Source organism: Pseudoroseicyclus aestuarii (assembly GCF_003217255.1).
Taxonomy (GTDB): Bacteria; Pseudomonadota; Alphaproteobacteria; order Rhodobacterales; family Rhodobacteraceae; genus Pseudoroseicyclus; species Pseudoroseicyclus aestuarii.
In genome coordinates this window covers 19,182-38,343 of the sequence record NZ_QJTE01000009.1, presented here as the reverse complement: position 1 = coordinate 38,343, position 19,162 = coordinate 19,182, and the positions used below count along the sequence as shown (strand labels likewise).

General features: G+C 69.0%; 17 protein-coding genes and 1 tRNA gene. 7 read left to right on the top strand and 11 right to left on the bottom strand.

The features are described from left to right. Positions 1–155 precede the first annotated feature (155 nt). The 6 genes from DFP88_RS15600 to DFP88_RS15575 all read right to left on the bottom strand — a co-directional run bounded on the left by DFP88_RS15600 (position 156) and on the right by DFP88_RS15575 (position 6,729). Entirely contained in the window at positions 156–1,145 is a 990-nt protein-coding gene (locus tag DFP88_RS15600) for an ABC transporter ATP-binding protein (protein ID WP_110815634.1), read from the bottom strand. Beyond that, positions 1,145–2,218, bottom strand: a complete 1,074-nt coding sequence (locus DFP88_RS15595) for an ABC transporter ATP-binding protein (protein WP_110815633.1) — start codon at positions 2,216–2,218, stop codon at positions 1,145–1,147. Before DFP88_RS15595 ends, DFP88_RS15600 begins: the two co-directional genes overlap by 1 nt. 6 nt (positions 2,219–2,224) lie before the next feature. Next, positions 2,225–3,067: an ABC transporter permease gene (locus tag DFP88_RS15590; protein ID WP_110815632.1), complete on the bottom strand. Its 843-nt coding sequence runs from the start codon at positions 3,065–3,067 to the stop codon at positions 2,225–2,227. Continuing rightward, positions 3,064–3,993 (bottom strand): ABC transporter permease, encoded by a 930-nt coding sequence (locus tag DFP88_RS15585; RefSeq protein ID WP_110815631.1) that lies wholly within the window; start codon positions 3,991–3,993, stop codon positions 3,064–3,066. Before DFP88_RS15585 ends, DFP88_RS15590 begins: the two co-directional genes overlap by 4 nt. Positions 3,994–4,070: 77 nt before the next feature. After that, on the bottom strand, positions 4,071–5,609 hold the full coding sequence (locus DFP88_RS15580) for an ABC transporter substrate-binding protein (RefSeq protein ID WP_181418680.1): 1,539 nt from the start codon (positions 5,607–5,609) through the stop codon (positions 4,071–4,073). 151 nt (positions 5,610–5,760) lie between these two features. Next, positions 5,761–6,729: a porin gene (locus DFP88_RS15575; protein ID WP_181418679.1), complete on the bottom strand. Its 969-nt coding sequence runs from the start codon at positions 6,727–6,729 to the stop codon at positions 5,761–5,763. A gap of 411 nt (positions 6,730–7,140) precedes the next feature. On the opposite strand from DFP88_RS15575, the gene DFP88_RS15570 reads away from it, so the two are divergent. Continuing rightward, on the top strand, positions 7,141–7,962 hold the full coding sequence (locus DFP88_RS15570; RefSeq protein WP_110815628.1) for a metallophosphoesterase family protein: 822 nt from the start codon (positions 7,141–7,143) through the stop codon (positions 7,960–7,962). A gap of 374 nt (positions 7,963–8,336) precedes the next feature. On the opposite strand, the gene DFP88_RS15565 is transcribed toward DFP88_RS15570, so the two are convergent. From DFP88_RS15565 to DFP88_RS15555, 3 genes are all read right to left on the bottom strand, one after another. After that, entirely contained in the window at positions 8,337–9,599 is a 1,263-nt protein-coding gene (locus DFP88_RS15565) for a glycerate kinase type-2 family protein (RefSeq protein ID WP_110815627.1), read from the bottom strand. Between the two features lie 104 nt (positions 9,600–9,703). After that, the gene (locus DFP88_RS15560) at positions 9,704–10,330 is read right to left on the bottom strand and encodes a glutathione S-transferase family protein (protein ID WP_110815626.1); all 627 of its coding nucleotides are present in this window, start codon (positions 10,328–10,330) and stop codon (positions 9,704–9,706) included. 111 nt (positions 10,331–10,441) lie between these two features. Continuing rightward, entirely contained in the window at positions 10,442–11,815 is a 1,374-nt protein-coding gene (locus DFP88_RS15555; protein ID WP_110815625.1) for an NAD-dependent succinate-semialdehyde dehydrogenase, read from the bottom strand. Positions 11,816–11,998: 183 nt separating this feature from the next. On the opposite strand from DFP88_RS15555, the gene DFP88_RS15550 reads away from it, so the two are divergent. The 4 genes from DFP88_RS15550 to hpnE all read left to right on the top strand — a co-directional run bounded on the left by DFP88_RS15550 (position 11,999) and on the right by hpnE (position 15,949). Continuing rightward, positions 11,999–12,805 carry a lysozyme family protein gene (locus DFP88_RS15550; RefSeq protein ID WP_110815624.1) on the top strand — a complete coding sequence of 269 codons (807 nt, stop codon included), beginning with the start codon at positions 11,999–12,001 and terminating at the stop codon, positions 12,803–12,805. Between the two features lie 176 nt (positions 12,806–12,981). After that, positions 12,982–13,830 carry a squalene/phytoene synthase family protein gene (locus tag DFP88_RS15545; protein WP_110815623.1) on the top strand — a complete coding sequence of 283 codons (849 nt, stop codon included), beginning with the start codon at positions 12,982–12,984 and terminating at the stop codon, positions 13,828–13,830. Further along, positions 13,827–14,687: a squalene/phytoene synthase family protein gene (locus DFP88_RS15540; protein ID WP_245904851.1), complete on the top strand. Its 861-nt coding sequence runs from the start codon at positions 13,827–13,829 to the stop codon at positions 14,685–14,687. Before DFP88_RS15545 ends, DFP88_RS15540 begins: the two co-directional genes overlap by 4 nt. Next, entirely contained in the window at positions 14,684–15,949 is a 1,266-nt protein-coding gene (gene hpnE / locus DFP88_RS15535; protein ID WP_110815653.1) for a hydroxysqualene dehydroxylase HpnE, read from the top strand. Before DFP88_RS15540 ends, hpnE begins: the two co-directional genes overlap by 4 nt. 5 nt (positions 15,950–15,954) lie before the next feature. Here hpnE and DFP88_RS15530 read toward each other — a convergent pair whose 3' ends face one another. Continuing rightward, the gene (locus tag DFP88_RS15530; protein ID WP_110815652.1) at positions 15,955–17,424 is read right to left on the bottom strand and encodes a sodium:solute symporter family protein; all 1,470 of its coding nucleotides are present in this window, start codon (positions 17,422–17,424) and stop codon (positions 15,955–15,957) included. Beyond that, entirely contained in the window at positions 17,424–17,603 is a 180-nt protein-coding gene (locus DFP88_RS15525) for a hypothetical protein (RefSeq protein ID WP_110815622.1), read from the bottom strand. The genes DFP88_RS15530 and DFP88_RS15525 overlap by 1 nt, the downstream gene beginning before the upstream one ends. Before the next feature lie 136 nt (positions 17,604–17,739). Between DFP88_RS15525 and DFP88_RS15520 the strand changes: the two genes are divergently transcribed. Next, positions 17,740–17,815: transfer RNA gene (locus tag DFP88_RS15520), tRNA-Thr, on the top strand. A 138-nt stretch (positions 17,816–17,953) separates the two neighbouring features. Further along, positions 17,954–19,141, top strand: coding sequence for a tyrosine-type recombinase/integrase (locus DFP88_RS15515; protein WP_110815621.1), 1,188 nt, complete (start codon positions 17,954–17,956; stop codon positions 19,139–19,141). The last annotated feature ends 21 nt before the right edge of the window (positions 19,142–19,162 follow it).

Genomic DNA, 19,162 nt, shown 5'->3' with positions numbered 1-19,162 from the left:
CGATTTAATGAACATTTCTTCATCCTAATGCCTTCGCGCGAGCAAGGCCGACCCTGCCCCACAGGCATGAACACGCGTCGCGGCAGGTCTGCGGCCCGCGGCCCGGTCCCGGCCTCATTTCGCCCGGCGGCGCAGGCCGCGACGGCGGCAGCCCCTCACGCCTCCAGCGGGTACAGGCACTCTACCCGCCGGTCCTCGGCCGGGTGCAGCATCGGAGGATGGCCGCCGCTCCTGCAGTCAGGACGCGCGACAGGGCAGCGGGGGTGAAAGTTGCAGCCGGGCGGCGGGTTCACCGGCGAGGGCGGCTTGCCGGACAGCGGCACGGCGCTGTCCCACCCCTGCCCCACCTGATCGAGATCGGGCACCGCCGACAGCAGCGCGCGGGTATAGGGATGCGCGGGCGCGGTGCAGACGGCCTCGGTCGGCCCCTCCTCGACGATCCGGCCCAGGTACATCACCGCCACCCGGTCGCAGAAATAGCGCAGGACCGAGAGGTCATGGGTGATCATCACGTAGGTCAGGCCGAATTCTTCCTGCAACTCGGCCATCAGGTTCAGGATCTGCGCCTGGATCGACACGTCGAGGGCCGAGGTCGGCTCATCCGCGACGATCAGCTTGGGCCGCACCGCCAGTGCCCGGGCAATGCCGATCCGCTGGCGCTGCCCGCCCGAGAACTCGTGCGGCATGCGCCCGGCCCGCGCCGGGTCGAGGCCGACACGCTCCATCAGCGCGGCAACCCTGCCGCGGCGCTCCGCGGCCGTCGCGCAGAGGCCGAAATTGATCATCGGCTCGGCGATGATCTCGCCCACGCTCATCCTCGGATTCAGGCTCGAGAACGGGTCCTGAAAAATCATCTGCACGTCGCGCCGCAAGGCATGCATCTGCGCCGGCGATTGCTGAGCGAGATCCTGCCCCTCAAGCAGGATCTGCCCGCCCGTCGGGTCCAGAAGACGCAACAGGAGCCGACCCATCGTGCTCTTGCCGCAGCCGGATTCCCCGACGATGCCCAGAGTCTCGCCGGCGCGCACATCCAGATCGACGCCATCGACGGCCCGCAGCGTCGCGCCCCGGCGGCCCAACAGGCCGTGACGGACCGAAAAATGGCGGCTGACCCCGCGGGCCGACAGAAGCGGTGTGTCGCTCATCAGGCGGCTCCTTGCGGGTAGTAGCGCTGGCGAAGATCGGTGGGATGCACGGGCCCGCCCGTGGCGGCAATCTGCGCGGCGAAGGCCTGCGGAAGGTCGTACCAAGCCGCCACGAAATGCCGGGGATCGCCGCCCGGCACGGGCCGCAGCGGCGGGCGCTCGGCCGCGTCGCGCGTGGTGGCGAAGGGATTGCGCGGCGCGAAGGGATCGCCGCTTGGCAGCGCGCGCAGGTCAGGCGGCGATCCGGGCAGTTGCGCCAGGCGCTGGCGCCGCCCCGCGCCGGGCACCGGCTGGCTGCGCAGAAGGCCAAGGGTATAGGCGCTGCGCGTGTCGGTGAAGACCGAGGCGGTGGGCCCGATCTCCATCAACTGGCCGGCATACATCACCGCCGTGCGGTGCGCGGTGCGCGCGACCACGCCAAGGTCATGGGTGATCAGCAGGACCGTCATGCCCATCTCGCGGCAGAGCCGGTAGATCAGGGCGAGGATCTGCGCCTGCACAGTCACGTCGAGCGCGGTCGTGGGCTCGTCGGCGATCAGGAGCTTCGGCTCGCAACAGATGCCCATCGCGATGCCGACGCGCTGCAGCATGCCGCCCGAAAGCTGATGCGGGTAGTCGTCGAGCCGCCGCACGGGCTCGGACACGCCGACCGCGTCGAGGATCTCGGCCGCGCGGCGCCGGGCCGCCCTGCGCCCCAGACCCATCCGCAGAACCAGCGCCTCGGAGATCTGTGCGCCCACGGTCATCACCGGGTTCAGCGATGTCATGCAGTCCTGGAACACCATGCCGATCTCGCGGCCGCGCAGACGGCGCCGCTCGTCCGGGGTCAGGGCCAGCAGGTCCTGCCCGCGGAACAGGACGCGGCCCTGCGTGACCTCGGCGCGCGGCCCCGGCAGCAGGCCCGCGATGGCGAGCGTATGCACGCTCTTGCCCGAGCCGGATTCGCCGACGATGCCAAGGATCTCGCCCGGGGCGACATCGTAGCTGATCCCGTTGACGACATGCGCGGCGCCATGCCGGGTGTGAAAGCGCACCGAGAGATCCTCGACCTTCAGAAGCGGTGTGTCGCTCATGGGACCTCAGGTTTCAAAGGGGTCGAGAAGGTCGCGCAGCCAGTCGCCCAGCAGGCTGATCGACAGGATCAGCAGGACGATCACCGCGCCCGGCGCCAGCGCGATCCATGGCGCGAAAAGCAGGTAGTCCCGCCCCTCGCCCAGCATCTGCCCAAGGCTGGTGACCGGCGGCTGAATACCGAGGCCCAGAAAGCTGAGCGCGCTTTCCAGAAGAACGGTTCCCGCCAGCGTCACGGTGAACTGCACGATCATCGCGCTGCGGATGCCGGGCAGCAGGTAGCGCCGGTACAGCCGCCAGCGCCGGGTGCCGACGGCGCGGGCGGCGGTGACGTAATCCTCGTGCATCAGGCTCAGCACCATGCCGCGGGCCAGCCGCGCATAGCCTTCCCAGCCGTTGATCCCGATGACCGCCAGCAGCACCCAGAACCCGTTGCCGAAGATCGCGAGGGCGGTCAGCGCGAAGACGAGGAACGGCAGCGAGGCCTGGACATCGACCATCATCATCACGCCGGCATCGACCCAGCCGCGAAGCTCTCCCGCGATCATGCCCAGAAGCGAGCCGAGGGCCGCGCTGATGGCGGTGCCGATGAAGCCGATGATCAGCGTGATGCGCAACGAATAGAAGATCCGGCTCAGGCTGTCGCGGCCCAGCTGGTCGGTGCCCAGCGGGTGGTCCCAGCTGCCGCCGTCCATCCAGGCCGGGGGGGCCAATGTCCGCATCAGGTCGGTCTGCGTGTAGGGATAGGGCGACAGGAGCGGCCCCAGCAGCGCCGAGAGCACGAGCGCGGCAAGGCACAGCCCCGCCAGCAGGGCGCCAAGCGGCGGGCGCCGGGCGATGAGGGCCGTCATGCCCGCCCCCCGCTCAGGCTGATCCGGGGGTCGAGCCAGCCATAGGCCAGATCGACGGCGAGGTTCGCCGCGATGACGCCCGCCGCGATCAGCAGCGTCAGGGCCTGCACCACGGGCAGGTCCCGCGCCGCTGTCGACAGCACGAAAAGCCGGCCGATGCCGGGCCAGGCGAACACCGTCTCGACCACCGCCGCGCCGCCCAGCACGAAGCCCAGCTGAAAGCCGAGCACGGTGACGATGGGGATCAGGGCGTTGCGCAGCGCGTGGCGCAGCACGACCCGCCCCTCGCGCAGGCCCTTGGCCCGGGCGGTGCGCAGATAGGGCGCGTTCAGCGCGTCGAGCATCGCGCTGCGGGCAAAGCGCGCGATCCTCGCCGCGCCAGAGCTCGCGATCGTGACCAGCGGCAGGATCATATGCGCCCAGGTCGCACTGCCCGAGCTGGGAAGCACCATCCATTGCACCGCGAAGACGAAGATCAGCGCCACGCCCAGCACGTAATCGGGCACACTGAAGGCCAGGACCGAGGCCAGCATCACACCCCGGTCGATGACCGTGCCGCGGAACAGCGCCGCGACCACACCCGCCCCGACCCCCAGCAGGACCGAGCCCGCAAGCGCGGTCAGCCCCAGCAGAAGCGTGTTCGGCAAGGCCTCTGCGATGATGGCGGTGACATCGCGCCCGCTGACATAGGATTGCCCGAGGTTGCCCTGCGCCAGGTTGTAGAAGTACCGCAGGTACTGCTCGACCAGAGGTTTATCGAAGCCCCATTTCTCGATGTAGAAGGCGCGGGTGATCGGATCGGTGCTGTCGGGCAGAAGGACGTTCAGCGGATCGCCCGCCAGCCGGAAGGCAACGAAGACGATCGAGGCGACCAGCCATAGCGTGACGACGCTTCTGACCAGTCGCCGGGCGAGATAGGCGGACATGCGGGGGGCGGCCTTCCTGGGCTAGAGGCAAGCTGTGGGAAAGGCGCCGCGGCGCCTTTCCGCAAGGAGCACGGGGCTCAGTTCGACGGCGCGGGATCGACAGGCGCGAAGAGCATCGCGAAATCCGAGGTCGGCGCCCAGTCGAGGTCGGACCGCATCGCGTAGAACTCCGGCCGCTGCCAGAGGAACAGCGCCTGCGGCGCCTCGGCCCAGGCCGCCTGGATATCCGTCCAGAGCTCTTGGCGCGCCTCGACATCGGTCTCGACCCGCAGCTCGGCACAGAGCGCATCAAGCGCCTCCGAGGGCGCGATGCGTCCCTGCGCGGCGTAGTAGCTGCCCCCTGTGAAGGTCGCGCAGACCGGCTCGTAGGGGTCGGCCATCGTCACGTTGTTCGAGGTCGACCACATGCTGGTCTGGGTCGGCGGCACCAGCGTATGCTGCGTGTAGTCCGGGATGATGTCGAGCTCGACGTTCAGCCCTGCCGCGGCCCATTGCTCTTGCAGAAGCTGCACGGTCTCGTTGACCAGCACGAAGCCGCCGGTGATCAGCTGCAGGGAGATCGGCGCACCGTCGTAGCCCGATTGCGCCACCAGATCCTGCGCCAACTCGTGGTCGTGGGTGCTGTTCTGCTCGGTGTAGTAGTCGCCGTAGAGCGGCAGCTGGATGCCGTTGATCGGCGTGACCGTGCCGCCGAAAAGGGCCGTGCTGATCCCCTCGAGATCGGCGGCCGCGACCAGCGCGCGGCGCAGCAAGGGATCGTGCAGCGGCAGATCCTCGGGTCCGGTCATGAAGGAGAGCATCTGGATGTTCTCCTGCGGGGCGGCCACGGCCCTGAAGCCGCGCGTCTCGAGCATGTCGAACTGCTGCGGCAGCACGCCGACGATCAGGTCGAGCTCGCCCGAGATCAGCCCGGCGACCCGGGCGGCCGTTTCGGGGATGTCGCGGAAGATGACCTCCTCGACCTGCGGCACCGGGCCCCAGTAGTCCTGATTGGCGGTCAGCACGACCTGACTGCGCGGATCGAAGGTCTCGAACTGGTAGGGCCCGGTGCCGATGGGAGCGCGGTCGAACCCTTCGGCGCCGACCTCTTCGAAATAGGCCTTGGGCACGACGCGGCCGATATGCGATTGCAGCCGCCGCACCAGCGAGGGGTCGGGGAAGGCGGTGGTGATGCGTACGGTCTCGGGATCCAGCACCTCGACCGAGGTGAAGACGCCGCGGGCAAGCGCATCGGGGGTCAGCGCCTCGGCGCCCCAGAGCTTTTCCTCGGACAGGGTGAAGGCCACGTCCTCGGCCGTCATCGGGGTGCCGTCATGGAACACGACGTCCTGACGGATCGTCAGGTCCAGCTCGGTGGGCGAGACCTGCTCCCAGGCGGTGGCGAGGCCGGGCACCGGATCGGTCCCCTGCCCGTCCGCGCCGTAGTCGCGCCCGATCAGCGGATCGAAGACATTGTAGAGGATGCGGCGCGGGAAGGTCACCGGGCAGGTGATGCACAGGGTGTCGGGGATGGTGTCGAGGGCGACAGTCAGGCTTTGCGTGCTGTCTTGCGCCTGCCCGCTTGTCGCCGTCGCGGCCGCGATGGCCATCAGGGACGCGGAGAAGATGTGTTTCATGATGCTTGCCATTCATATCGAGGGGATCGCGGTCCGGCACCCGAGGGAACCGTGCCGGACCGGGACCCGTCAGCGGCCGGTCCGGACAGGACACGACGCGCGACAGGAGGGTGACGGGCGGCGCGCAGGCGCCGCCCGGGCTGGCCTGCGATCAGAAGAAGTAGATCAGGCCGATATCGGCGATCTGGCGATCGATGGTCTCGTTGGTCTGCTGGAACACGCCCGAGCGCAGCGAGATGCCGTTCTCGAACTGGTAGGACGCGCCGACGCCATAGGCCTCGGTGTCGTTGTCGGCGGTGCCGTTGGCATAGGTCGCCTCGATCCTGACGGGCTCGCTGACCTGCCAGCGCGCGCTCATGCCGTAGGCCGTGCCCGAAAGGGACTCGTCCTCGACATCGTCCTGCGCCAGAAGCGCGCTGAGAGAGAGGTCGCCCAGCGTGTACTGGGCCGTGGCCATGACCAGCGACTGATCCTCGCGGCCCTCGGCATAGCCGATCGACAGCTGGTAATTGTCGCCGCCGTTCGAGACATAGGCCGACCATTCCTCGTCGAAGGTCTCGAACCCGCCGGGCGCGATCTGACGATCCTCGGTCGAGATCGAGACACCGGCGCGGAACGGGTCGCGGAAGCCGCCGTAGCCCAGGTACAGCACGTCCGAGGCTTCACCCGACCAGCTGAGCCGCGCATAGCGGAAGTTCACCGCCGAGGCCTGATTGAACGGATAGGTCACGCCCGGCTCGTAGCCCGCGCGAAACGGGATACGGTTGATCGCCCCGTCGGTATTGCCGAAAGCCGCGTAGTATTTCTCGTAGCGGGCGAAGACATAAGGCACGTTGGTCTGCGCGTTCTTGAAATCGATCCTGCCGTCCGCGTAATTCTCGTCGACCTGATACTGAAACCCGAAACCGAACGACAGGTCCTCGGTTACCGCCAGCGTTGCGATGGGCTGAACCCGAAGACGGAATTCGGGAACAGTCTCGTCTTCCCGGTCGCTGTTGTAGTTATATCCAAGCCGAATATAGCCGTCTGCGTCGAAAGTCAGCGCCTGCGCATTGGCCTGCGTTCCCATGATGCTGGTGGCCGCAATCAGGGCACCACCGAATGCACCGAGCTTCTTCATCCTGCTCTGTTTTTCGGAAATGACGTCATTGGTTTTTCGCACCCCGGTGCGCCGACCCGTAAATCTCATTCGATTCTCCGTTCCCAAAACTGGCGGCCCGTTGAGAGCATGTGGGTAGGTTGGCCACCAAAAATTGGTACAGAATTTCAAAACTGCGTAACGGTATCAAGACAGTAATGTGATAATTTTATGCAAATCTTTTCAGCAAAGGCGCCGCGGTGCGGCGTAAAAATTCGCGTTGACAGAACTGGGCCGCGCGAAGATCCTGATCCAATTTTTTGCAGCCGAATCGCTCGGCCTCACCAGGAAAAGGCTCTTTTTCCGGACGGCAGAACCTTGTCTAAATGAAAGCTTATCGTTGCGGATGAAACGAGAATTGAGAGAAATCCATTGCCAGAGCACCCAGCCCCGATGATCCGCCGCATCCTGCACATCACTGACATCCACATCGGCGGCGGCGACGGCGCGGTGGCCCGGAACTGGGATCTGGCGGTCGAGGTAGCCAAGGCCACGCCGCATGATCTCTGTGTTCTGACAGGCGACTACGTGCGGAACGGGCCGGACGAGGGGGGCGCCCTTGCGCAGGCACGGGCGCAGCTAGACCGGTTGCCCGGGCCATGGCTCTGCCTTCCCGGAGACCACGACACGGGCGGTGCGCCGCCTCTTCCAAGGCCCCGCCCCGAGGTTCCCTGGCTCGCCAACTACGGCGTCACGCGAGAAAGGCTTTCCAGGTACAAGGCGCTATTCGGACCGGATCACTGGCAAATGGGCTTCCATAACTGGAGCCTTATCGGGCTGAACGATTCCCTCTTCGAGTCGGGGTTTCCCGAGGAAGCCCTGCAATGGCGTTTTCTCGATCAAGCGCTCGCGGCCGCGGGATCACGGCCCGTGGTCTTGTTCATGCATAAGCCGCCCTGCCTGCGCAGCCTGACCGAAACGGATGATCGGACCAAGACCATACCGGCTGCCGCGCGCGCGCGCCTTCTGGAAGCAACGACCAAGGCCGACATCCGCGCCATCATCTGCGGCCACCTGCACGAGGCGCGGTCCGTTCAGAGCGAAGGTGTCATGATAATTTCGGGGCCCACCCTAATTCGCCAGAAGGACGACTATCCCGCGAGCCTTGGCATGAACGTGAACGGCGTGACCCTTCTGGAATTCCTGGACCAGGAAATAACGGCGCAGATTCTCCCCCTGCCCTACGCCGAACATCCGCGCAGCACGATTGGCTAGTCGTCGCCGTAAAGACGGCAGCCACAGGACGCTCTGCAAGGTCATTTAGTTAGATATACCATCCTTTTTCGGAACCGTTCGTATCGGGATGCCGATAAAATCGGCGATCCTGTGCATCAGGCTCGTCTTCTGCATTGCCAGCGCCTTTCCGGCGATCTCGTCGAGATTCGGGCAGGCGCTGGAAATCCTGCGCCCTATGCTGGGCCGGCGCGAATAAGCGACGCGACCGAAAGGCCGACCTCTAAACGCAAGGACGGCGCGCGCGAAAAAGGCCAGTTTCCGCAGCGCAAGAACGTCCTGAAGCCGCGACAAGCCCTCTAGGTCGCCGGGCTGGAGAGCGTTTCCCTGCCCGCTTCCGCACCTGGACGCGGCCCCTAGCGCAGCAGGATCGCCCGGAAGTCGTTCACGTTGGTCCCCGTGGGTCCGGGCACAAAAAGTGCGTTCAGGGCGGCGAAGGCGGCGTGGCTGTCGTGCCGGGCCAGCAGCGCGGCGGGATCGGCGCCGTGCGCGCGCAGGCGGGCCATGCTGCCGCCATCGGCAAAGGCGCCGGCGTTCTCCTCCGACCCGTCAATGCCGTCGGTATCGGCGGCAAGGGCGGTGAAGGGCACCCCCTCGGCGGCGAGGGCGAAGGCCAGCAGGAACTCTCCGTTGCGCCCGCCGCGGCCGCCGGTGCCGCGCAGCGTCACCGTGGTCTCGCCGCCGGACAGAAGCACGACGGGCCGCGGCAGGGGGCGGCCGCGCAGGGCGATCTCGCGCGCGATGGCGGCCTGAACGCGGCCCACCTCGCGCGCCTCGCCCTCCATGCTGTCCGACAGGATCGCCGCCGGCAGGCCCTGCGCTTCGGCCTCGCGCGCCGCCGCCTCGAGCGAGAGGCGCGCGGAGGCGACGACATGCGTCTGCGCCCGGGCGAAAATCGGATCGCCCGGCAGGGGCGCGGGGCCCGCCTCGCCGGCAAGGTGGCGCGCCGCCGCCTCCGGCAGGGCGATGCCCCAGGTCTCGACCAGCGCGCGGGCCTCGGCCCGGCTGGCCGCATCGGGCACGGTGGGCCCCGAGGCGACCTGCGCCGGGGCATCGCCCGGCACGTCCGAGACCACGAGGGTCACGACTCGGGCCGGGGCCGCCAGCGCCGCGAGGCGCCCGCCCTTAATGCCCGAGACCTGCTTGCGGATCGCGTTCATCACCGAGATCGGCGCGCCAGAGGCCAGCAGCGCCCTGTTCAGCGCGACCTCGTCCTCGAGCGTCAGGCCCTCGGGCGGATCGGGCAGCAGGGCCGATCCCCCGCCCGAGATCAGCGCGACCACCAGATCCTCCGGCCCCAGCCCGGTCACGGCCGCTTTCAGTGCAGCACTCGCGGTAAGTCCGGCGGCATCCGGCACCGGATGCCCGGCCTCCAGAACCCTGATCCGGCGGCAGGTGGCGCCATGGCCGTAGCGGGTGACGACGACCCCCTCGAGCGGGCCGTCCCAGAGCGCCTCGAAGACCGCCGCCATCCGGGCCGAGGATTTGCCCGCGCCGACGACGACGGTGCGCCCCTTCGGCCGCTCCGGCAGGTAGGGCGGCAGCACGCGTTCGGGATCGGCCGCGGCGACGGCGGCCTCGAACAGGCGGGTCAGAAGCGCGCGGTCGTCTTCGGGCAAGGCCCCCTCCTCGAGGTGCAGGCCCCGGGCCAGCCCCGGGTACGGGCAGGATCACCGGGATCGGGCGGAGATCAAGCCTTTCCAGGCGCGCCGCGCAGAAGCGGTCAGCGGCGCTGCGGCGCCATCGGACCGGCCTTCGCGGTCGCGGCCTGAAATCCCGGCCGCTCCTGCAGCCGCTGCCAATAGGCCGCAAGTCCGGGCCGCGCCTCCAGCAGGCCCGCCATCTCGGCCACGGCCATGAGGTAGGACATCTGGATATCGGCCAGCATCGGCGCCTCGCCCATCAGGAAGGGGCGATCCGCCAGCCGCGACTCGATGTAGTCGAAGTTGTCCGCCAGCTGCGCCTTCACCCGCTGGTCCTGCGGCACCTCCTCCTTGCCAGAGGCCTTTTCGAGGGCGGCGGTGATGATCGGCGTGGCGGCAGAGCTTTCGGCGAAGTCGAGCCATTCGGCATGCTCAAAGTAGGGCCGGCTCGCCGGGGCGGGCTGGAAGCTGCCGCTGCCGTAGCGCGTGTCGATATAGCGCAGGATGGCCGAGGACTCGGCCAGCATCAGGCCGTCGTCCTCGATCACCGGAGAGCGGCCGAGCGGATGGACGCCCCTGAGCGCCTGAGGCGCGCGGAAGCGCTCGGTCCGTTCGTAGAAGACCAAGTCGTAAGGCACCTCGAGTTCCTCGAGAAGCCAGACGACACGAAGGCCGCGCGAGTAGGCAAGACAGTGTAATTTCAACATGATGAAACCCTTTCCTGACACGGAGGATGAAGCGCGACAAGGGCGCGCACCGGCCCTGCTGGCCCCGGTGCGCGCCCCCTTTACAGGCCGCTGATGCCGGTCAACGCGGCGTCAGAGCATGTAGATCGACTTAGCGTTGACGAATTCCTTCATGCCGAAGCCGCCATGCTCGCGCCCGTAGCCCGAGTCCTTCACGCCGCCGAAGGGCATGTTCGGGATTGCGACGGTGTAGCCGTTGATCGAGATCATGCCGGTGTCGAACTGTTCCGCCGCGATCTTGCGGGCGCGCGCCTCGTCCTTGCTGAAGATGCCGCCGCCCAGCCCGTAGCGGCTGTCGTTGGCGATGCGGATCGCATCCGCGTCATCCTCGGCGCGGATGATCGAGGCGACGGGGCCGAAAAGCTCGTCGTCGTAGGCCGGCTGGCCGGGCTTCACGTCGACCAGCACGGTCGCCGGGTAATAGGCGCCCTTGCGGTCCGGCACGGTGCCGCCGACGATGGCGCGGGCACCCTTCTCGACGCTCTCGTTCACCTGGCTGGCCAGCTTGTCGCGCAGGTCGTCACGCGCCATCGGGCCGAGCTTCGTCGCCTCGTCCGTCGGATCGCCCAGCTCCACGCCGCGCATCCGCTCGGCGTAACGCTCGACGAAGGCGTCGTAATGCGGCGCCGTGACGATGAAGCGCTTGGCGTTCACGCAGGTCTGCCCGTTGTTGTAGAGCCGGCCCTGCACGCAGGCCTCGACCGCGGTGTCGAGGTCGGCGTCTTCGAGCACCATGTAGGCATCGTTCGAGCCGAGCTCGAGCACCGTCTTCTTCAGGTTCTCGGCCGCCTTGGCCGCGACCGTGCGGCCGGCGCCGTCGCTGCCGGTCAGCGTGACGCCGCGCACGAGGCGGTTCTCGATCACCTTGTCGGACTGGTCGTGGTCGATCACCAGAACGGTGAAGAGATCCTCGGGCAGGCCCGCCGCTTCGAAGACCGTCCTGAGGAACAGACCCGAGCCGGTGCAGTTCGGCGCATGCTTCAGCAGGACGCCGTTGCCGGCCATGAGGTTGGCGATGGCATAGCGCACGGCCTGGTAGCAGGGAAAGTTCCAGGGCTGGATGCCGTAGATGACGCCGGTGGGCGCGTAGCTGACGACGCCCTTGCCGCCGGGAATGTCACGCTCTTCCTCGGCCAGCTCCTTCGGGCCCGCCTCGGCGGTGAAGTCGCAGATCGCGGCGCAAAGCTCGACCTCCTTGCGGCTGTCCCCGATCAACTTGCCGACCTCCTGCGTCATCAGCTTTGCGAACTCTTCCTTCTGCGCGCGCAGCTCCTTGCCGATGGCGCGGATGACCGCGGCCCGGTCATCGAGGCTGCGGGTCTTCCAGCGCGAAAAGGCCTGATGGCAGGCCTCGATCGCCTGCGTGGCCTGCGCGTCCGTCATCAGGTCGTAGGACTGGATGGTCTCTTCGGTGGCGGGATTGATGGTGGTGATCTGGCTCGTCATGGAGGTCTTCCGATCTGCCTTCAGTGTTTTTCACTTGCCGAACGCAAACCGGGCCGGATGTTTCCATGTGTATCATAAGATTGTGCACAATGGTTAACGCGGGCGTGAGCGGGCGGGCAGCAACGCTTCCTCAACCCGCCTGCCCTAAGCCTGCCGCCGATGTTCCCGGATCAGGAGGCGCCGATGCGCCGCCCCCCCCTGCCTGCCCTCGTGCCGATGCTCGCCGCGATGCTCCTGCTGCCGCTGGCCGGGGGCGCGGGGGCGCAGGGCTACTCGCTTCTCGGCAACGGGGGCCTCGCCCCGGCGCGGCAGCCGCTGATCGCGGTCTCTGCCGGCGCCGCGGCGCCGCAGCCGCTGATCCGCGCAAGGGCGCAGCGCCCGGACACCGCCGCGGCCGAGGCTGCGCGCGCCGCGGCGCAAAGCCTTTTCATCGGACGCGCCGCGGGCGGGCTTTTCGCGGCGCCGGATGCGGGCGGCAGGAGTGCGTACCATGGCGGACCGCTGGGCGACGATCCCGAAGCCACGATGATCCGCCACCTCATCGCCCAGGCCGAGGCCGGGCCCGAAGGCTATGACGCCGTGCAATACGGCGCCCGGCGCAAGCCCGGCCGCCCGCCCACGCAGATGACGCTGGCCGAAATCTACGCCTGGATCGAGGCGACGCCGGGCCAGCCCCATGCCATCGGTCGCTACCAGTTCATTCCGGCCACCCTGCGGCGGCTGGTCGAGATGGCCGGCGCGCAGGGCGGCGACCGCTTCTCGCCGCAGCTGCAGGACCGGCTGGCGGATATCCTGCTGCACGAGGCCGGGCTGGCCCGCTTCCGCGCCGGGACCCTCTCGCGGCACGGGCTGATGAACAACCTCGCCAAGATCTGGGCCGGGCTGCCCAATTCCTCGGGGCGGTCGCATTACGACGGCTATGCCGGCAATTCCGCCACCATGAGCTGGGCCAGTTTCGACCGCGAGATGGCGCGCATCCTCGAAGGCTGAGGGCCCGCCACCCTGCGGCTTTGCCCCTTAGGCAGCGACCAATCCGATTGCACCCGCGCCGCGTTTATCTACCATGACCGCGCGCGAGAGGGGTCCGGCCAAGGCTGGGCAGGACGAATGAGGATTGCGATGCCATGCCGCCAGCCCGCCGGGACGCGCCCGCCCCGAGGCCGGGCATGAGCCGGGGCGAGAACTTCCCCGTTGCCTCGCTGCTGATCCGCCGCGATCTGCGCCCCCTGATGCAGGCCTTCTACGCCGTCGCCCGCGGCGCCGACGATGCCGCCGACAATCCCGCCGCCAGCCCCGAGCAGCGCCTTGCCGCGCTGGACCGCGTCGAGGCCGGACTGGACGGCACCCCCGGCGGCGCGCCCGAGGCGCTCTCCCTGCGCCGCCTGACGCGGGAGGCCGGGCGCGAGGCGCTGCTGGCCCATCCGCGCGCGCTGCTGGTGGCCTTTCGCGCCGATGCCACGGGCGCCGCCTGCGCCGATTGGGACGCGCTGATGGGCTACTGCCGGCATTCGGCCGTGCCCGTCGGGCGCTTCATCCTCGACCTGCACGACGAGGGCGCGGAAAGCCACGACGCCGCCGATGCGCTGTGCAGCGCGCTGCAGGTGCTGAACCATCTTCAGGACCTGCGGCAGGATTACACGCGGCTGGGCCGCGTCTACCTGCCGCTGGACTGGATCGCCGCGGCCGGTGAGACGCCCGAGGCGCTGCGCGGCGCCGCGCTGACGCCGGGCCTGCGGCAGGCCGTGGACCGGGCGCTGCAGCAGACCGCCGTCCTTCTGGCGCGGGCGGAGGCCTTGCCCGGCCTTCTGCGCGCACGCCGCCTGCGGGGCGAGGTGCGCAGCATCCTTCACCTGGCCCGCCACCTTCACGCGCAGCTCGCCCGGCACGATCCCCTCGCGGGCCGCGTCGCCCCCTCGAGCACCGCGATGGCGCGGTCGGCGGTGCTCGGCGCGGCCTCGGCCCTCGCGCCGCGGCGGGCTGCCTCGGGCAGGCTGCGCGCGGAGGCCGGGCGGTGACGGAGGCGCGGGGCATCGATCCGGCCTTTCTGCGCGAGCCCGAGGAGATCGTGCGCGGTGCCGGATCGAGCTTCGCCGCCGGGATGCGCGTGCTGCCGCGCCAGCGGCGGGCGGCGATCTGGGCGGTCTACGCCTATTGCCGGCTTGTCGACGACATCGTCGATGGGCCCGGAGCGCCGGCGCAAAAGGCCCGCGACCTCGATTTCTGGGACCGCGAGCTCGATCTTGTCGAAGGTGGCGCCCCCTGCACACCCGTAGGCCGGGCGCTGGCGCAGGGCGCCGCCCGCTTCGGCCTGCCGGTCGCGGAGCTGCGGCTGGTGCTGGAGGGGATGCGCATGGACCTGCACCCTGTCGTGGCCCCCAATCTGGCGGGCCTGCGCGCCTATGCCCGCCGCGTCGCCGGGGCCGTGGGCATCCTGTCGATGCATGCCTTCGGCTGCTGGCGCGGCGATGCCTCGTACCGCTTCGCGCTGCAGCTGGGCGAGGCGATGCAGCTGACCAATATCCTGCGCGACGTCGAGGAGGACGCCGCCCTCGGCCGCCTCTATCTGCCGCGCGAGGCGCTCGAGGCCGCCGGCGTGCCACCCGAGCCCCGCGCCGCCGCCACCTCGCCCGCGCTGCCCGCCGTGCGGGCCGAAGTCGGGGCGCTGGCACGCGCCGCCTACCGCGCCGCGGCGCGGGAGGTGCCCGCCCACGACAGACTGCGCCTCGCGCCCGCGCTGCTGATGATGGGCCCCTATGAGCATCTCCTGCGGCGGATGGAAGCGGATTGGTCGCGCCCGCCTGCCGCCCGGCCCGGCTGGCGCAAGATGCTGGACGGGGCGCGCTGCGCGGCACTGGCCGGCCGGCGGGGATGACCCGGCAGATCCATGTCATCGGCGCGGGCCTCGCCGGCCTCGCCGCCGCGCTCGAGCTGAGCGAGCAGCCGGGGCTTCAGGTCACCGTCTGGGAGCGGACGGACCGCCCCGGCGGCCGCTGCTGGAGCTTCGAGGACACGCGCCTCGGCCGCGTCATCGACAACGGCAACCACCTGATCCTTTCCGGCAACGGGGCGGTTCTGGACCATGCCGCACGCATAGGCGCCGCGGACCGGCTGGAGATCGCGCCCGAGGCGGCCCTGCCCTTTGCCGATCTCGAGAGTGGCGAACGCTGGGTGCTGCGCGTCCCCTCAGGCCTGCGGGACCTGACGCGCGGCACCGGCCTGCGCGAGGGGCTACCCCGCATCGCCCTTGATGCCGCGCGGCTCTGGGCCGCGCCGAGGACCCGCAGCGTGGCGCAGGCGATCCCTCGCCGCGGCGGCGCCTGGCGCGACCTGTGGGAGCCGCTGACCCTTGCCGTGCTGAACGCCCCGCCCGAGGTCGCCTCGGCCGCGCTCCTGCGCGCGGTCCTCTCCCGCAGCCTGGCGCGGGGCGGCGCCGCCTGCCGGCCCGTGACGGCGCCCGAAGGTTTGGGACACGCGCTGATCGAGCCGGCGGTGGCCCTGCTGCAGGAGCGCGGCGTGACAGTCCGCTACCGCGCCGCCGTCACGGGGATCGAGGCGGAGGGGGGACGGGCAGCGCGCCTGTGCTTCGCCCGCGAAGAGCCTGTGCCGCTGGGCCCGCGTGACGGCGTGATCCTCGCCGCCCCGCCGCAGGTCGCCGCCGCGCTGCTGGGCCTCGCCGCCGTCCCGGCGCCGGGGCTGAGCATCCTGAACGCGCATTTCCGCGTCGCCCCCGACCTCGCGGCGCTCGCCGCCCCGGTGACCGGAGTGATCGGCGGCGCGGCGCAGTGGATCTTCCGGCGGGGCGATGTGCTCTCCGTCACCGTCTCGGCGGAAGAGGCGACGCCGGTGGCGGGGATGACGCGCGAGGCGGCGCTGGCGCGGCTATGGCAGGACGTCGCCCGGACCCTTGGCCGGCTAGAGGCCGGTTACATCGCGGCGCGGCTGCTGCGCGAGCGGGCCGCGACCTTTCATACCGCGCCCGAGGACGATGCCGCGCGGCTGCCGATGCGCTCCCCCCTCGCGAACCTGCTGCACGCGGGGGACCACGTGCGCGGGCCGCTGCCCTCGACACTCGAGGCGGCGGTGCTGTCCGGCCGGGCCGCCGGGGCGGCGATGCTGGAGGCAGGCGGCGCCTGAGGGCGCTACCAGATCCTGTGGCGGTAGAGGTCGGGCCGCAGGTGCGCCTCGAAGTCCAGCGCTTCGCGCCGCGGGCGGGTCACGAGGCTGACGATGACGAAAAGCACCGTCGAGAGGCCCAGCACGCTCAGCGCCAGCGCCGGGTCGAAAACGCTGACCCCCTGCCCCAGCGCCAGCCAGAGCGCGAGCGCCGCGCCCCCGAGGAGCGAGGCGATGGCCCCCGCCGCCGTGCCGCGCCACCAGAAGAAGGCGCCGACGATGGCCGGCACCGTGACGCAAAGCCCTGCCGCCGACAGCGCGGCAAGCTGGCTGACGATCTGCGCCTGCCGCAGCGCGAAGAAGGCCGCGAAGAGGATCACCAGCACCACGGTGATCCGCCCCAGCAGCAGCTGCCGCGCGTCCTGCCCCTCGCGCTGCCCGGCCAGATCGCGCGCCACCATCGAGCCCAGCGTCAGCGCGATGGAATCCAGCGTCGAGATCGCCGCCGAGAGGATGCCCACCACCAGCAGCAGCGCCACCGGCAGCGGCACCGCGCCCGAGGCCAGCAGCGCCGGGGTGGCATTGGCCGCAAGCTCAAGCTCGGGCGTCAGGATCAGCGCGGCGAAGCCCCAGGTCACCGCGACCAGCGTGAAGATCAGGCCGAAGCCCAGCACCCAGAGGATCATCCGCCTCAGCGCGAAGATGTCGCGCAGCACGAAGAGCCTCTGGCTGACCTGCGGGTTCGAGAGCGGAAAGAAGAACCAGGGCAGTGAAAGCGCGACGAAGGTGCCGAAGCTCCAGAGCCCCGGCCCCGGCACCGCGAGCCAGTCAGCCCGCTGCGCCACGAGTTCCCGCGCAAAGGCGCCCGGCCCGCCGATCGCGCGGGTGACGAAGACGATCGCCAGCAGCCCCGAGACCAGCATCACGCAGGCCTGCACCGCGTCGGTCCAGGCGACCGAGCGCAGCCCCGCGACCAGCGTCCAGAGCATCGCGAGGGCCGCGCCGATTCCGATGGCGAGGCCCAGCGATATCTCGCCCCCCGTCACGCCCGAGATCAGCAGCCCCACCCCCGCAAGCTGCGTGGTGCCGTAGGGCATGAGGAAGACCAGACTCACGAGGGCCGTCAGCCGCGCCGTCCAGGCGCTGCCGTAGCGCGCGCCCAGCATCTCTGCCGGGGTGACGAAGCCCCATTTGCGCCCGACGAGCCAGATGCGCGGTCCGAAGACCACCAGCAGCGTCAGCCCCGAGAAATAGACCAGCTCGAACCCCAGCGCGCCGATCCCGCCCGAATAGGTCAGCCCGGTCAGCACGACGAGCATGAAGGCGGAATAGGTCGTCGCGGCATAGGAGAGCCCCGCCACCACCCCGCCGATGCGCCGCCCGGCCAGGTAGTAGTCGGCAGCCGTGCCGGTATTGCCTCGTGCCGCGGCCAGCGCGATGCCGAGGCCCATGAGCGCGAAGCCCGCGACGGCGATCCAGATCCAGAAGGCCGGCATCAGCCCCTCCACCGCAGGACGGCCGTGGCGATCAGCGCGATCACCAGCACGCCGAAGGCGGACCAGACCAGCACCACGTCCCAGGCGCCGCCGCGCCCCGGCAGCACCGCATAGGGCAGCGCCACCCCCGCGAGGATCAGCAGCCCGGCTAGGCCGAGCCAGAGGCGGAAACCGGTCATCGGGGCACTCTCCTTCAGGACGGGGCCAAGGCTAGAGGATCCGCCGCGGATTGAAAGCCCGCGCAAGGGCCCTGCCCGTCAGGCTGCGGCATTTTCACTTGTCCAGCCTCCGGCGGACAGGTAATTCGCGGCCAGTGCCCCTATAGCTCAGCTGGTAGAGCATCTGATTTGTAATCAGAGGGTCGGGAGTTCGAGTCTCTCTGGGGGCACCACAGACCCATCTCATACAGTTGCACCAAGAAGCGTCTTTCCCCTATATTGCTTAGGGTTAGGGCTGTTCGCCGTCTCCTCCTGTCGCAACAGGTTGGGGGACAGCGCGGCCTAGTTGGGGGACTAGCTGGGGGACTGGAGTGGCCGACAAGAAGCTAACTGCGATCAGGTTGAAGAATGCGCCGGATGGGAAGCTCTTCGACGGGGGCGGCCTGACACTCGTCAAAAAGGGCGACACTGGCAAATGGGTTTTCAGGTACTCGCACCTCGGGAAGCGCCGAGAGATGGGCTTGGGCATGTGGCCGGCCACAACACTGGCCGATGCCCGTAAGACGCGGGATCGCTGGGCTTCCGGGCTAGCCGCGGGGCTGGACCCGATCACTGCACGAGACGCGCAGAGAGAAGCCGAACGGATCCAGCGCGACCGCACCGATCCGGTGTTCTCTGAAGCCGTCGACCTGGTGTTTGAGTCTCTGCGACATACCTTGCGCGGCGACGGTCAGCGCGGCCGGTGGCGCAGCCCACTCGAAACCCACATGCTGCCGGTGTTCGGACGCAAGCCAGGATCGCAGATCGATCAGCACGACATCTATCGAGCGTTGAAGCCAATCTGGCGCACCAAACATGCGGTGGCGATCAAGGCGTGGCGACGGACGCGGATCGTGTTCCGTCAGATGAAGCTGATGGGATTTCCTTATGAACCCTTCGCGGTTGAGGCCGCAAAGCACATGCTCGGCGAGGTCATCTACAAGCCGACACCAATGCCCTCGACACCATGGCAGGAGATACCGGCGCTCTACGCCAAACTAGATACGGGCAATTCAAGCGATCTCTGCCTCCGGTGGATGCTGTTGACATTGGTACGGCTCGACGGATGCGCTGGAGCGCGCGCTACCGAGATCAAAGATGGTGTATGGACCGTCCCCGCGGATCGGATCAAAGGACGCGAGGGCAAAGTTGAGCCATTCCGCGTGCCCCTCACTGCGGCCGCCGATCTTATCCTTGAGGAAGCAAATCGCTTCGGTGGAGATCTGCTCTTTCCCGGTCAGAGAGGTCGGCCTATTGGCTCACGCGCTTTGGAATTGCGGCTGAACAAGCTAGCGGAGCCCGGCCGACCACATGGCTTTCGCTCTAGCTTCCGCACATGGGCCCAGGATCATGACATCTCATGGGAGGTTGCGGAGACGGTGCTCGGGCACAAGGTTGGCCACGCGGTCGAGAGAGCCTACGCGCGGTCGGACCTTTTGGAACGGCGCAAGCCTGTGATGGAGGCATGGTCGCAGTTCGTGACCGGCGAGAAATCGACAAGAGCACTACAGTTCGCATGATGTAAGCGGGTCGCTACGCAG